This window comes from Sphaerisporangium aureirubrum, from assembly GCF_042658925.1.
Taxonomy (GTDB): domain Bacteria; phylum Actinomycetota; class Actinomycetes; order Streptosporangiales; family Streptosporangiaceae; genus Sphaerisporangium; species Sphaerisporangium aureirubrum.
This window is the reverse complement of sequence record NZ_JBHSRF010000033.1, coordinates 75,172-89,439: the sequence shown is the minus strand read 5'-3', so window position 1 is coordinate 89,439 and position 14,268 is coordinate 75,172. Positions and strand designations below refer to the sequence as shown.

At 72.3% G+C, this 14,268-nt stretch carries 10 protein-coding genes; 8 read left to right on the top strand and 2 right to left on the bottom strand.

Annotated features, from left to right (window positions below; all coding sequences use genetic code 11):
• The first annotated feature begins 140 nt into the window (after positions 1-140).
• The 8 genes from ACFP1K_RS21905 to ACFP1K_RS21870 all read left to right on the top strand — a co-directional run bounded on the left by ACFP1K_RS21905 (position 141) and on the right by ACFP1K_RS21870 (position 12,276).
• Complete coding sequence (locus ACFP1K_RS21905) at positions 141-785, top strand: HAD family hydrolase (protein ID WP_380756240.1); 645 nt, start codon at positions 141-143, stop codon at positions 783-785.
• Positions 786-932: 147 nt separating this feature from the next.
• Positions 933-1,421, top strand: a complete 489-nt coding sequence (locus tag ACFP1K_RS21900; RefSeq protein WP_380756238.1) for a cellulose synthase — start codon at positions 933-935, stop codon at positions 1,419-1,421.
• Positions 1,422-1,874: 453 nt separating this feature from the next.
• The gene (locus ACFP1K_RS21895) at positions 1,875-2,867 is read left to right on the top strand and encodes an ABC transporter permease (protein ID WP_380756236.1); all 993 of its coding nucleotides are present in this window, start codon (positions 1,875-1,877) and stop codon (positions 2,865-2,867) included.
• 62 nt (positions 2,868-2,929) lie between these two features.
• Positions 2,930-4,711, top strand: a complete 1,782-nt coding sequence (locus tag ACFP1K_RS21890; RefSeq protein WP_380756234.1) for an ABC transporter substrate-binding protein — start codon at positions 2,930-2,932, stop codon at positions 4,709-4,711.
• 92 nt (positions 4,712-4,803) lie between these two features.
• Positions 4,804-5,823, top strand: a complete 1,020-nt coding sequence (locus ACFP1K_RS21885) for an ABC transporter permease (RefSeq protein WP_380756232.1) — start codon at positions 4,804-4,806, stop codon at positions 5,821-5,823.
• A complete protein-coding gene (locus ACFP1K_RS21880; protein WP_380756230.1) occupies positions 5,820-6,845 on the top strand; it encodes an ABC transporter ATP-binding protein in 1,026 nt (341 codons plus the stop codon). The genes ACFP1K_RS21885 and ACFP1K_RS21880 overlap by 4 nt, the downstream gene beginning before the upstream one ends.
• A complete protein-coding gene (locus tag ACFP1K_RS21875; protein ID WP_380756228.1) occupies positions 6,842-7,912 on the top strand; it encodes an ABC transporter ATP-binding protein in 1,071 nt (356 codons plus the stop codon). Before ACFP1K_RS21880 ends, ACFP1K_RS21875 begins: the two co-directional genes overlap by 4 nt.
• Complete coding sequence (locus tag ACFP1K_RS21870) at positions 7,909-12,276, top strand: caspase, EACC1-associated type (RefSeq protein ID WP_380756226.1); 4,368 nt, start codon at positions 7,909-7,911, stop codon at positions 12,274-12,276. Before ACFP1K_RS21875 ends, ACFP1K_RS21870 begins: the two co-directional genes overlap by 4 nt.
• Positions 12,277-12,290: 14 nt before the next feature.
• On the opposite strand, the gene ACFP1K_RS21865 is transcribed toward ACFP1K_RS21870, so the two are convergent.
• Together ACFP1K_RS21865 and ACFP1K_RS21860 are read right to left on the bottom strand one after the other, a co-directional pair.
• The gene (locus ACFP1K_RS21865; protein ID WP_380756224.1) at positions 12,291-12,974 is read right to left on the bottom strand and encodes a response regulator; all 684 of its coding nucleotides are present in this window, start codon (positions 12,972-12,974) and stop codon (positions 12,291-12,293) included.
• Between the two features lie 3 nt (positions 12,975-12,977).
• Positions 12,978-14,156, bottom strand: a complete 1,179-nt coding sequence (locus ACFP1K_RS21860; RefSeq protein ID WP_449329157.1) for a sensor histidine kinase — start codon at positions 14,154-14,156, stop codon at positions 12,978-12,980.
• Between the last annotated feature and the right edge of the window lie 112 nt (positions 14,157-14,268).

Below are 14,268 nucleotides of genomic sequence, written 5' to 3'. Positions count from 1 at the left end.
GGCGTCGAACTGTCCCCCGAGTACCAGCTCCACCCCGAGCAGTCCACCTCCGCCCTCGTCGCCCACCACCCCGAGGCCAAGTACTTCAACGTCTGACGCTAACGTTTCCGGGGTACTCCGGCGGCGTCAGGAGAAGGTGCGTGGAAGCGGTTCTGTTCGACATGGACGGTCTCCTGGTCGATACCGAGAAGTACTGGTTCCAGGTCGAGACCGACGTGATGCGGCGGCTCGGCCACGGCTGGACCGCTGAGGACCAGGAACGGCTGGTCGGCGGCTCGATGCCCGCCACCGTGGCGTACATGCTGCGGGTGAGCGGGTCGAGCCGCGAGCCGGACGAGATCGAGCGGTGGATGCACGAGGGGCTGTTCGCCCTGCTGGAGACGGGCGTCGAGATGATGCCCGGCGCCGCCGAGCTGCTGGCCGAGGTCCGCGCCGAGGGCCTGCCCACGGCGCTGGTCACCTCCTCGGGGCGCCCGGTCGCCGACGCGGTGCTGGCCACCGTCGGGCGCGGCAACTTCGACGCCGTCGTCACCGGCGACGACGTGACGCGGTTCAAGCCCGACCCCGAGCCGTACCTCCTGGCCGCCCGCCTCCTCGGCGTGTCCCCGCAGCGGTGCGCCGCCCTGGAGGACTCCCCGAACGGCGTCACCGCCGCCACCGCGGCCGGCTGCGCCGTGGTTGCCGTCCCGAGCGTGCTCCCCGTGCCGCCCGCCCCGGGCCGCCTGATCGTCGAGTCCCTCAAGCAGGTCGGCGTGCGGACCCTCCGCGAGCTCGTCGGCGGCTGAGCCCCGGCGGAAGGCCGGGTCCGGCTCCCGTAGGGGACCGGAGATCCTTCTCCCTTAGGGGACGGCCCATCCTCCAGGAGGAGAAGCCGCCGTGCCGTCACGTGCCAGGATGGAAGGACAGGCACGAACGATAAGGGGCGAGCCGCTATGTCCTTCGACCAGATCGCCTGGTTCCCGCTGTGCGCGGGCCTCACCGCCGCCGGGCTGGTGCTCAGCTTCCTGGCGATGCGCAGGCGCGGCGCGGGGGCCGGCCTGCGCGGCGTCGCGTGGTCCCTGATCCCGATCGCCGCGTACCTCACCGGCGCCCTCCCGGCCCTCTGGAAGGTCGGCACCGCCGTGGGCGGCTTCTTCACCGGCCTGGTGTTCTCGCCGCTGGTGTGGGCGGGCGTCGGCGTGGCCGCCCTGTCCGCGCTGCTGTTCCTGGTGTCGGGCGTGCTGCGCCGCCGCGGCCGAGCCGCCCGGCCCGCCAAGTCCGCCAAGTCCGAGCGGCCCGCGCCGGCGCCGTCCGGGGGGCCCTCCGCCACGGCCCCCACCAAGCCCAACCCCCGCCCGGTGACGGCACGCCCGGCCGCCCCGGCGGCGGACGACGACCTCGCCGACATCGAAGAGATCCTCAAGCGCCGCGGCATCAGCTAGCGGGGTGCCGGCCACCGGTCCGGCGGGGGCCGGAACGAGGTGGCCGGAAGGTTGCGGTTCGGTAACGACGGTGGCGTGCCGGGTGGGGTGCGAAAGGGCGGACTAAGATCGGCGATCCGCCCTCCGGAAGCCGGCGGGGGAATCTCTGTGAACGGGCCGTCGAATGGCGAGCCCTGTGGCATAACGGTTCCCGGTCCCGTGTCACGGTTCCGGGACAGAACCCAGACGTGTCGCGGACATTCGGTTCAAGATCAACACGAATGAATTTCGCGTGAATCACAGTTGAGCCACATAGCGCGCTCAAGTACTGGTCAGTGCAGCTCAGCACGTAGATTCTGCCTCCGGGGGTCGTGAACGCGACCCGCCGCGCCAAGAATGGGCGGCGCGCGCCCGCAACCCGGCCGGGCGGTGCGCCGTGCGACCACGTCGTCTGGGATCCAGGGGGCCGACACCATGACCGCACCGCTCGACGTCTCCGGCTCGGACGCGACGGCCGCGCCCGAAGCCGTAGCTGAGGGATCACCCGCCCGGGTGATTCAGGGGCGGTCACTCGGCCAGATCGCCTGGATCCGCCTGAAACGCGACAAGGTCGCGCTGGCCGGCGCGGGCGTCGTCGTCTTCCTCGTCCTGGTGGCGGTCTTCGCCCCGCTGATCGTCGGCGCGTTCGGCCACCCGCCCACCGACTTCAACCAGGACCTCATCAGCTCCGAGACCCTGGCCCCCAAGGACGGCACCGGCATCAGCTGGGACCACCTGTTCGGCGTGGAGCCGGTCAACGGGCGCGACATCTTCAGCCGGGTCGTCTACGGCGCCCGCATCTCCCTGCTCATCGCCTTCTTCGCCACGGTGCTGTCGGTGGTCATCGGCACCGTGCTCGGCGTCGTCGCCGGGTACGTCGGCGGCTGGGTCGACTCGGTCATCAGCAAGGCGATGGACGTCTTCCTCGCCTTCCCGATTTTGGTCTTCGCGATCGCCCTGGCCGGCATCGTGCCCGACTCGGCCTTCGGCCTGTCGGGCGACGCGCTGCGGGTCTCGCTGCTCGTCTTCATCATCGGCTTCTTCAACTGGCCGTACATCGGCCGCATCATGCGCGGCCAGACCCTCTCACTGCGCGAGCGGGAGTTCGTGGACGCCGCCCGCAGCCTCGGCGCGCGCGGCCCGTACATCATCTTCCGTGAGATGCTGCCCAACCTGGTGGCGCCGATCCTCATCTACGCGACGCTCCTGATCCCCACGAACATCCTGTTCGAGGCGGCGCTGTCGTTCCTCGGCGTGGGCGTGCGCCCGCCGACGCCCACCTGGGGCGGCATGCTGTCGGAGGCCGTGCGCTTCTACTCGATCCCGCACTTCATGTTCTTCCCCGGCATGGCGATCTTCATCACCGTGCTGGCCTTCAACCTCTTCGGCGACGGTCTCCGCGACGCTCTCGACCCGAGGGCCCGGTGAGCCCGCTCCCGTTCTCCGTCAAAGTTCCCCGGCTCCGACAACCGATAACAAGGGGTTGCTCAATGAAGAGAAAGACCACGCTGGGGGTGACCGCGCTGAGCGCGGTTCTCGCCCTAGGGCTGTCCGCCTGTGGTGGCGGCGGCACGCCGGCGGCGAGCCAGTCCGGCTCGGCGGCGGCGCCGGCGGGGGGTGGCGCGAAGGGGGAATTCAACGCCGCCCTCACCCAGGTGTTCAACCCCTCCGACAAGAAGGGTGGCATCCTCAAGTTCGCGAACGCCGGTGACTGGGACTCCCTCGACCCGGCCGACACCTACTACGGCTACTCCTGGAACTTCGTCCGTCTCTACGGCCGTTCCCTGGTGATGTTCAAGCCGGGTCCCGGCAAGGAGAGCAGCCAGCTCATCCCCGACCTGGCCGAGAGCCTGGGCACCCCGAGCGACGACGCCAAGACCTGGACGTACAAGCTCCGCGAGGGCGTCAAGTTCGAGGACGGCACCCCGATCACGTCCAAGGACGTCAAGTACGGCGTGCTGCGGTCGCTGGACAAGGAGGTGTTCCCCGACGGGTACACCTACTTCAACGACACCCTGGACCTGCCCAAGGACTACAAGGGCCCCTACAAGTCCAAGGGCGTCAACACCGACAGCGCGATCGAGACCCCCGACGACCGGACGATCGTCTTCCACCTGTCGCAGGCCTACAGCGGCTTCGACTACTTCGCGCAGCTCCCGGCGACGATCCCGGTGCCCGAGGCCAAGGACACCGGCGCCAAGTACAAGGAACACATCATCTCGTCCGGGCCGTACAAGTTCGACAAGAACGAGATCGGCAAGGGCTTCAACCTGGTCCGCAACGACCAGTGGGACCCGGCGACCGACCCCAACCGCAAGGCCCTGCCCGACGGTTACGAGGTCACCACCAACGTCAACGCCGACGACATCGACAACCGTCTGCTCTCCGGCGACCTGCACGTCGACATCGCGGGCACCGGTGCCCAGCCGGCCACCCTCGGCCGCGTGCTGACCGACCCGGCGCTGAAGGCCAACACCGACAACCCGACCATCACGCGGCTCTGGTACACCTCGGTCAACGGCAACGTGGCGCCGCTGGACAACCTCGACTGCCGCAAGGCCGTGCAGTACGCCGCGGACAAGGTCGCCTACCAGACCGCTTACGGAGGCGAGTTCTCCGGTGGCCAGATCGCGACCAGCCTGCTTCCCCCGGGCATCCCCGGCCACAAGGACATCAACCCGTACCCGAGCGGCGCGGACGGCCACGGCGACACCGCCAAGGCCAAGGAGGCGCTGACCGCCTGCGGCCAGCCGAACGGCTTCGAGACCAACATCTCCTACCGGGCCGAGCGTCCCAAGGAGAAGGCGGCGGCCGAGGCCCTGCAGCAGTCCCTCGGCAAGGTCGGCATCAAGCTCACGCTGAAGCCGTTCCCGCAGACCGACTACTACGCGCTGTACGCCGGCAAGCCGGGCTACGCGAAGGACAACAAGATCGGCCTGGCCGTCAACGGGTGGGGTGCCGACTGGCCCGACGGCTACGGCTTCCTGTCCCAGATCGTCGACAGCCGGGTCATCCGCGAGACCGGTGGCTCGTCCAACATCAGCGTCCGCGACCCCGAGGTCGACAAGCTGCTCGACCAGGCGGCCACCGAGACCGACATCGCCGCCCGTGAAGGCATCTGGGGCCAGATCGACCAGAAGGTCATGGACGACGCCTTCGTGCTGCCCGGCCTGTGGGCCAAGAGCCTCCTCATCCGCGGCAAGGGCGTGACGAACGTGTTCTACAGTGACGCGTTCGGCATGTACGACTACCTCAACATGGGCGTCGAGTAACCACTCGCCGGCCGACCAGATAGATCCGACGAAAAGCACGTGAACACGGCAGGGGGCCGGTCGACCGGCCGGCCCCCGGAGCCGGGGGGACTGTGGTCACTTACATCATCCGCCGCCTGGTCTGGGCGGTCGCCATGCTCGCCATCGTGAGCGTGATCACCTTCGGCATCTTCTTCCTGGTGCCGAGGTTGGCGGGTGCCACGGGCGAGAGCCTCGCGGCCCGGTACGTGGGCCGCACGGCGACGGCCGAGCAGGTGAAGATCGCTGCCGAGCGGCTGGGCTTCAACGACCCGCTGATCGTGCAGTACGGCCGCTTCGCCAAGGGCATCGTGGCGGGCGCCGACTACGACTACGGTCCCGGCAAGGAGTACTGCCCGGCCCCGTGCCTCGGGTATTCCTTCCTCACCCGGCTCCCGGTCTGGCCCGACCTGGTCAACCGTCTACCGGTCACCTTCTCGCTGGCCCTCGGGGCGGCGATCATCTGGCTCATCACCGGCGTCGCGACCGGTGTGCTGTCGGCCCTGCGGCGCGGCAGCTTCTTCGACCGCGCGGCGATGACCGTCGCGCTGGCCGGCGTGTCACTCCCGATCTTCTTCACCGGCATCGTGTCGCTGGTGGTGTTCAGCTACGGCCGTCCTTTCGCGATCACCGCGCCGGGCGGCACCTACACACCGTTCTTCACCAACCCCGCGCTGTGGGCGTACGGCATGATCCTGCCCTGGATCACGCTGGCCTTCCTCTACGCGGCCGGGTACGCGCGGCTCACGCGGTCGGGCATGCTGGAGACGATGAACGAGGACTACATCCGCACCGCCAGGGCCAAGGGCCTGACCGAGCGCGTGGTCGTCGTCAAGCACGGACTCCGCGGCGCGCTCACCCCGATCATCACCATCTTCGGCCTCGACGTCGGGCTGCTGATGGGCGGCGCGGTGCTCACCGAGAGCACCTTCTCGCTGCCCGGCATCGGCAAGTACGCCATCGACGCGATCACCAACCAGGATCTGCCCAAGGTCATCGGCGTGACGCTGCTCACCGCGTTCTTCGTCGTGCTGGCCAACCTGATCGTGGACCTGCTGTACGCGGTGGTCGACCCGAGAGTGAGGCTCGTGTGAGCTTTCTGGAACTGAAGGACCTGCGCATCCACTTCCCGACCGACGACGGCCTGGTGAAGTCGGTCGACGGGCTCTCCTTCCAGCTGGAGCGCGGCCGCACCCTCGGCATCGTGGGCGAGTCCGGGTCCGGCAAGAGCGTGACCAGCCTCGGCATCCTCGGCCTGCACAAGGGCGGCCGGGCGCGCATCTCCGGCGAGATCTGGCTGGAGGACGAGGAGCTGGTCTCGGCGTCCGCCGAGCACGTGCGCACGCTGCGCGGCAAGAAGATGGCGATGATCTTCCAGGATCCGCTGTCGGCCATGCACCCCTACTACACCGTGGGCGCGCAGATCATCGAGGCGTACCGCATCCACAACAAGGTCAGCAAGTCCGTGGCGCGCAAGCACGCCATCGACATGCTCGGCCGGGTCGGCATCCCGCAGCCCGATCGGCGGGTCGACAGCTACCCCCACGAGTTCTCCGGCGGCATGCGGCAGCGCGCGATGATCGCGATGGCGCTGTCCTGCGACCCCGAGCTGCTGATCGCCGACGAGCCCACCACGGCCCTCGACGTGACCGTGCAGGCGCAGATCCTGGACCTGATGCGCGACCTTCAGCAGGAGTTCAACTCCGCGCTGATCATCATCACCCACGACCTCGGCGTGGTCGCCGAGCTGTCCGACGACATCCTGGTGATGTACGGCGGCAAGTGCATCGAGTACGGCACCGCCGAGGACATCTTCGAGCGCCCCGAGCACCCCTACACCTGGGGCCTGCTCGGCTCGATGCCCCGGCTGGACCAGGAGCGCACCGACCGGCTCATCCCCATCAAGGGCACTCCGCCGTCCCTGATCAATCTCCCCACGGGTTGCGCGTTCCACCCCCGGTGCACCTTCGAGGAGCGCACCGGCGGCAAGGCCCGGTCGGACGTACCCGGCCTGCTGGAGACCGAGGGCGGTCACCTGGTGCGCTGTCATCTGGCGCGCGAGGAACGGCGCGCCATCTGGGAGAACGAGATCAAGCCCAACCTGGAGTCCGTGTGAGCGCGCCCGAGCCCCTGCTGTCCGTCCAGGGCCTGGAAAAGCACTTCCCCATCACCAAAGGCCTGATCAAGCGCCAGGTCGGCGCGGTGCGGGCGGTCGACGGCCTCAGCTTCGACGTGGTGAAGGGCGAGACCCTCGGCCTGGTCGGCGAGTCCGGCTGCGGCAAGACCACCACCGGCCGCCTGATCACCCGGCTCCTGGAGCCCACCGGCGGCAAGATCGTCTTCGAGGGCAACGACATCAGCCACATGTCCCAGGCGCACCTCCGCCCCCTGCGCCGCGACATGCAGATGATCTTCCAGGACCCCTACAGCTCGCTCAACCCCCGCCACACGGTCGGCGCCATCGTCGGCGCGCCGTTCCGCATCCAGGGCGTCAAGACCGAGCACGGCACCAAGAAGGCCGTCCAGGACATCCTCGAGCTGGTCGGCCTCAACCCCGAGCACTACAACCGCTACCCCCACGAGTTCTCCGGCGGCCAGCGCCAGCGCATCGGCATCGCCCGCACCCTCGCCCTGAAGCCCAAGCTCATCATCGCCGACGAGCCGGTCTCCGCCCTGGACGTCTCCATCCAGGCCCAGGTGGTCAACCTCCTGGAAGACCTCCAGAACGAACTGGACCTCACCTACGTCGTGATCGCCCACGACCTCTCGGTCGTCAGGCACATCAGCGACCGCGTGGCGGTGATGTACCTCGGCAAGATCGTGGAGATCGCCGACCGCACCAGCCTGTACAAGTCCCCGATGCACCCGTACACCACCGCGCTGCTCTCGGCCGTCCCCATCCCCGACGTGAAGCGCCGCACCGAACGCGAACGCATCCGCCTCCAGGGCGACGTCCCCAGCCCCATCAACCCGCCGTCCGCCTGCCGCTTCCACACCCGCTGCTGGAAAGCCCAGGAAGTCTGCAAGACGGTGGAACCCCCCCTGGTCGAACTGCTCACCGGCCACCAGGTCGCCTGCCACTTCCCGGAGAACATCCCCCAGGACGAGAACACCCCCCGGCACGAGAGCAGCCCCCAGGACGCCGTCGCCGCCGACGCCCGGCCGGCCACCGGCACGGAGTGACCCGCCCGTTACCCGCCACCCCCGGCGACGGGGGCACGGCCACGGGACGGCCCACGACGCCCGGCGACCGGTTGCTGCTCGCCGCGCCCGGCGCCCGGGCCCTGCTGGTGGCCTCGGGCCGGTACGCCCCGGGCTCCCGGCTCCCGCCGGTCCCCGCCGCGGCGGCCACCGTCGCCGACCTGGGGCGCCGCCTGACCGAGGCCGCGGGGCTGGACCCCGCAGGCCTGACCGTCCTGGTCGACCCGGCCGGGCCGCAGGAGTTCGGGGCGGCGCTGGTCGCGGCGGCGGACGAGGCGAGCGACGCGCTGCTGATCCACTACGTGGGCCACGGCCTGGTGGCCGCCGACAACACCCTCCACCTGGCCACGCACGCCACCGCCGACCTGACGCGGGGCATCCCCGAGCACCAGGCCCTGCCGTACGCCACCGTGCGGAAGGTGCTCGCCCGCTGCCGGGCGCCGCGGATCGTCGTCCTGCTGGACTGCTGCTTCTCCGGCCGCGCCGCCGGGGCGTCCGGGGGCGGTCCCGGCGAGGTCTTCGAGGCGTCTCCGCAGGGCACGTACCTGCTGACCGCCGCCGCGCGGGACGAGACCGCGTGGGCTCCGGCCGGGCACCGGCACACCGCCTTCAGCGGCGCCCTGATCCGCCTGCTGGCCGAGGGCGACCCGGCCGCCCCGCGCCTCCTCACCCTGGACGACGTCCACCGTTCGCTGTCGCGCGCCCTTCCCGGCCGAGGCCTCCCCGTCCCCCGCCGCCAGGCCACCGACCACGGCGACCGCCTCCCTCTGGCGCCCAACCCCGCCTACCGGTCACCCGGCGGCCACGTCCCGGACCCGGCGGGCCCCGCGCCGGACGAGGCCGCCGGGGACGACGGCTTCAGCCCCTACCGGGGGCTGGCCGCGTTCGGCCCGCAGGACGCCGGGTACTTCTTCGGCCGCGAGGACCTCACCCGCCTCCTGGTGGCCCGGGTCGCCGACCGGCTCACCCGCCCCGGGCCCCTGGTGATCACCGGCCCGTCCGGCTCGGGCAAGTCGTCCCTTCTGTGTGCAGGGCTGCTCCCCGCCCTGCTCCACGACTCCGGCACCGAGGCCGTGCTCCTGACCCCCGGCCCCGACCCGCTCGGCACTCTCGCCGGGCGTTTCGCCCCGCTGGACGGCCGGGACCCCGCGGAGCTGCGCCGGCGCCTCGGCGCCGACCCCTCCGTGCTGCGCGGGCTTCTCGCCCGCGGCGCGCCGGACCGGCGCCCGGTCCTGATCGCCGACCGGTTCGAGGAGCTGTTCACCGCCTGCCCCGACGAGGAGCTGCGCCGGTTGTTCGTCCGCGCCCTGCACGCGGCCTGCGCCGCCCCGGCGGGGGAGCCGCCCGCGGCGGTGGTCGTGATCGGGGTCCGGGCCGACTTCTTCGGCCACTGCGCGGCGCATCCCGAGCTGGTGCCCGCCCTGGAGCACGCCTTCGTGACCAGGCCCATGAGCACCGCCGAACTGCGGCGGACCATCGAGGGCCCCGCCGAGAAGGCCGGACTCCTGCTGGAACCCGGCCTGGCGGACCTGCTGCTCGACGACCTCGGCCGCGCCACCGGCACCGCCGACGTCCTGCCGCTGCTCCAGCACGCCCTGCTGGCCACCTGGCAGCAGCGCCGGGGCCGCACCCTCACCCTGGCCGGTTACCGCGCCACCGGCGGGATCGGCCGCTCCCTGGCGAAGACGGCCGACACCACCCTCGCGGACCTGGACGAGCCCGGCCGCCTGGCCGCCCGCCGATTACTCACCCGGCTGGTCCGCCTGGGTGACGGCCAGGACGACACCCGCCACCGCCTCCCGCCCGCCGCACTGCTCCCTCCGCCCGGCTCCCCGCACCACGCGGCGGCCCGCCGCACCTTGGACGCCTTCGTCCGCGCCCGCCTGGTGACCGTGGACGAGAACACCGTCCAGCTCGCGCACGAGGCCCTGATCCGCGCCTGGCCGCAGCTGCGCCAGTGGTTGCAGGCCGACCGTGCCACGCTGCTGATCCACCAGCAGGTCGCCGAGGACGCCGCGACCTGGGACCGCCACGGCCGCGACCCGGCGTTCCTCTACCAGGGCACCCGCCTGGCGGCCGCGCGGGACGCCCGGGCCCGGTGGGACGGCGACCCGGCGCGCCATCCCACCCTCCCGGCCGCCGCCCGCGACTTCCTGGACGCCGGCACCGAGGTCGCGGCCCGCCGGGCCGTCCGCCGCCGCCTGACGGTGATCGCCCTGGCCGTCCTGCTGGTCGCCTCCCTGACCGCCGCCGGCGCCGCCACGTCCATGGCCCTGACGTCGGCGGCCGAGGCGCGGGACGCCCTGTCCCGCCAGCTCGCGGCCCAGAGCCGGAGCGTCGTGGACAACGACACCGGGCTGGCGTGGCGGCTGGGGACGGCGGCCTGGTGGGTCGCCCCCACCCGCGAGGCCCGGGCCGTCCTGCTCGGTGCCCTCCTGCGTCCGGCCCGCAAGGTCATGACCGGTCACGGCGGCGCCGTCCGGGCACTGGCGTTCAGCCCCGACGGCAGGCGCCTCGTCAGCGGGGGCGACGACGACACCGTGCGGCTCTGGGACGCGTCCACCGGGGAGCAGACGGCCCCGCCGTCGCCCGGCCACGCCGGTACCGTCCACACGCTGGCGTTCTCGCCGGACGGCAGGGTCGTCGCCAGTGGGGGTTTCGACGAAACCGTGCGGCTGCGGGACGCGGTCACGGGCAAGCAGGTCGGGGCACCCCTGACCGGCCACACCGACTCCGTCTCGGAGGTGGCGTTCAGCCCGGACGGCAGGCGGCTGGCCGGCGTGGGCGACGACCAGACCCTGCGCGTGTGGGACGTGGCCACGGGAAGGCAGGTGCGTCCGCAGGCCTATCCCCACGCCGGTCCCGCGTTCGCGCTGGCGTTCTCCCCGGACGGCAGGCGGCTGGCCACCGGCGGCTTCGACCAGACCGTGCGGCTGTGGGACGCCGCCACCGGCGAGCCGGTCGGCGCGCCGATGCGCGGCCACACCGACCAGGTCCTCGGGGTGGCGTTCAGCCCGGACGGCACCCGGCTGGCCGGCGCGGGAGCCGACGGGACCGTTCGGCTGTGGGACGCGGCCACCGGCAAGCGGCTCGTCCGGCCGTCGCGCGGCCACACCGGCGCCGTCCGCCGGGTGGCGTTCAGTCCCGACGGCACCCGGCTGGCCAGCGCGGGAGCCGACGGAACCGTGCGGCTGTGGGACGCGGCCACCGGCGGGCAGCTCGGGTCGCCGTTGCGCGGCCACGCCGGACCCGTGCAGGCGGTGGCGTTCGCCCCGGACGGCGGACGGCTGGCCAGCGCCGGGGACGACGGCACCGTGCGGATGTGGGACACGATCGCCGGCAGGCCCGCCGCCGGGCCGCGCGGTCACACCGGGTCCGTCGACAGCGTGGCCTTCGCCCCCGGTGGCGGGCGCGTGGTCAGCGCGGGCCTCGACGGGACGGCACAGGTGTGGGACGCCGCCACCGGGGAGCGGATCGGCCCCCCGCTGCGCGGCCACACGGGCCCCCTCGCCGGGGTGGCGTACGGCCCCGGCGGCACCCGGCTGGCCACCGCGGGCGACGACCTGACCGTGCGGTGGTGGGACGCGGCCCTCGGTATCCAGGTCAACACGCCCTCGCGGGGCCACACCGTCCTGCTCACCGCGATCGCCTACGACCCCGGCGGCCGGTACGCGGCCACCGCGGACCTCGGCGGCGTCATCCTGCTCTGGGACCCGGGTACCGGCGCGCGGATCGGCCCCGCGCTGACCGGCCACAAGGGATCCGTCCGCGCGGTGGCGTTCGCCCCCGACGGCCGGCACCTGGCCAGCGCCGGGGACGACGCCACCGTCCGCCTGTGGGACGTGACCACCGGCAGGCAGACCGCCCCGCCGATGCGGGGTCACACGGGCTCCGTCTGGGGCCTCGCGTACAGCCCGGACGGCCGGTACCTGGCCACCGCCGGCCTCGACCGCACCGTACGCCTATGGGATCCGGCCACGGCCAGGCAGGCCGGGCCGTCCTTGACCGGCCACACCGACTCCGTCTCGGCCGTGGCCTTCACCCCCGACGGCGAGCACCTGGTCAGCGCGGGCGCCGACCGGACCGTACGCCTGTGGGACATCCCCACCCGCGGTCAGATCGGCATGCCCCTGGAGAGCCCGGCCGGCGAGGTCGAGAGCCTCGCCGTCGGCCCGGACGGCCGCAGGCTCGCCACCGCCGGCGGCGGTGGTCTCCGGCTGTGGGACCTCCCGCCGCTCCCCGCCGCCCCGTTCGCGGAGGTCTGCTCCATGGCCGGTGGCTCGCTGACCCGCCAGGAATGGCAGGTCTACCTCCCGGACGAGCCCTTCCAGCGGGTCTGCGGCTGAGCGGCGCCGGGGCGTCAGGGGATGGCGCCCGGGGTGATCAGGCCGGTCTCGTAGGCCAGGACGACGGCCTGGACGCGGTCGCGGAGGGCCAGTTTGGTGAGGACGTTGCCCACGTGGGTCTTGACCGTGGTCTCGCTGACCACCAGTTCGCCGGCGATCTCGGCGTTGGACATGCCCCGGGCGATCAGGCGGAGGACCTCCAGTTCGCGTTCCGTCAGGCGGCCCACGCGGGCGGGGGTGGCCTGCTGGTGGGCGGAGGGGAGCCTGGTGGCGAACTTGTCCAGGAGGCGGCGGGTGACGCTGGGGGCGACGATGGCGTCGCCGGCGGCCACCACGCGGATGGCCTGGACCAGCTCGTCGGGGGGGACGTCTTTCAGCAGGAAGCCGCTGGCGCCCGCGCGCAACGCCTCGACGATGTATTCGTCCAGGTCGAAGGTCGTGAGGACGAGCACCCGGGGGACGTGGGCGCCGGGGGCGGCGTCGCGGACGATCCTGCGGGTGGCGTCAATGCCGTCGACGCCGGGCATGCGGATGTCCATGAGGACGACGTCGGGGAGGAGGGCGCGGGACTGGTCCATGGCGGTGGAACCGTTGCCCGCCTCGCCCACCACGGTGAGGTCGGGCTCGGCCTCCAGGATGAGGCGGAAGCCCGTGCGCAGCAGCGGCTGGTCGTCCACCAGCAGCACTCTGATCGTCATGTCTCAGTCCTTGAGGGGGAAACGGGCCCGGACCTCGAATCCGCCACCCTGCCGCGGGCCGATTCGTAGGATTCCACCATAAAGGGCGACACGCTCGCGAATGCCGACGAGCCCGTGGCCGGGGCGGTCGTCGGGGCCGCGGGTGAACGCGCCGGGCCCGCCGCGGCCGTCGTCCTCGACGTGGACGGTGAGGCCGGACTGCTCGTGGCGCACGGTGACCCAGGCCCGGGCGGCCGGGCCCGCGTGACGGAGGCTGTTGGTGAGGGCCTCCTGGACCAGGCGGTAGGCGGCCAGGTCGATCCCGGGGGGGAGGGAACGCTGGTCGCCCTCCACCCAGAGCTGGGCCCGCAGGCCGGCCTCGCGCATCTGGTCGACCAGGCCGGGGAGGTCCTCCATGCCGGGCTGCGGGGTCAGTTCGCCGGTCTCGCCGTCGGTGCGCAGCACGCCGACGATGCCGCGCATCTCGCGCATCGCCGTCCTGCCCATCTCCTCGATGGCCACCAAAGCGTCCTTGGCGGCCTCCGGGCGGGTGTCCAGCACCTTGCGGGCGGCGGCGGCCTGGACGGTCATCACGCTGACGTGGTGAGCGACCACGTCGTGCAGCTCCCTGGCGATCCGGGAGCGCTCCTCGGCGCGGGCGGCCCGGGTGTCGGCGTCCCTGGCCCGCTCCAGCCGCTCGGCCCGGTCCACCAGCTCCGCCAGGTACGCCCGGCGCAGCCGCACCGACCGCCCCACCACCCACACGGCCACCGCCAGCACCAGCGCGAAGGCGTGCTGGGTCCAGTCGGGGCGCTCGGACACGGCGACGGCGGCGGCGTATCCCAGCGCGGACACCCCGGCCGCCGCCAGGCTCAGCGCCAGCCCCCGGTAGGCCGCCACGGTGTACAGCAGGACCAGCGACACCAGTCCGGTGATCCCGCCGTCGTGGTCCATCGCCACCAGGGCGGTGTGCGGCACCTGGCTCACGCACAGCAGCACGAAGGGCCACCTCCGCCGCCCCACCAGGAGCAGGCAGTTCAGCGTGATCAGCGTGAGGCTCGCGGCGTCCGCCGCCCGGTGCGACTCGGTCCCGGTCAGGCCGCCGGGTCCCGTGATCAGGGCCACCGCGATCGAGATCCCCGCCAGTGGCACGGCGAGGGCGGAGTCACCGATCAGAGGATGAGCTCTCCACCAGGACCGCACATCACGGGGGCTCGTTCGCACCCTCTCAATTTAGGACGTTCACCCTGATACCCACCCTTCTACAGGCGGATATGGCCCTCATCCCCCCGGAGGACCCCGAGGCTTGGATAGC